Here is a 583-nt window from a genome sequence, read left to right as displayed (position 1 = left end):
ATCAAAGAGAATGTTATCTATGTGGCTACGGCAAAAGAATACCCAGTAACCATGTTCATTACAGAAAAGGGCTCAGAAGCTCGTGCGCTGAGTTTAACAATGGTTCCTCAAAGAATCCCACCTCGTGAAGTGTTTTTGAAGCTCGACAATAACAGCTTAATACCTGGCATGTTTGCAAACAACAAAGCTAAAAGCTGGGAGCAAAGTCAGCCATATATCGAAACACTTCGAACAGTATTCAGAAAACTGGCTCTTGGTGAAATCCCTAATGGCTACTCCATGAATCGAACTCCAAGCAATGTTCAATTACCTCAGTGTGCGCAGCCTGGTATTTCAGTCAATTTTGCAAATGGACAAATGATGATGGGGCATCATTTGACTGTATTTGTAGGTATTGCTCGAAACGTCACAAGTGAACCTATTGAGTTCAAAGAGCAATCTTGCGGAAACTGGAGTGTTGCTGGTGTGACTTCATGGCCGCATAAGGTTCTTGAGCCAGGTCAGAAAACCGAAGTGTACGTGGCAGTAAAACAGCGCGAGAAAACCGAATCGGCTACTCGTCGTCCTTCACTGTTGAGCGGAG

The 583-nt window shown here is 44.1% G+C and carries 1 protein-coding gene; it reads left to right on the top strand.

Features of this window, described 5'->3' with window-relative positions:
- The coding region (locus R7040_RS28365; protein WP_318097874.1) for a type-F conjugative transfer system secretin TraK at positions 1–583 on the top strand (583 nt) is incomplete at both ends.

Source organism: Vibrio sp. 1069 (genome assembly GCF_033340555.1).
The sequence above is the reverse complement of the archived record's forward strand: the minus strand, read 5'-3'. Positions and strand labels throughout refer to the sequence as shown.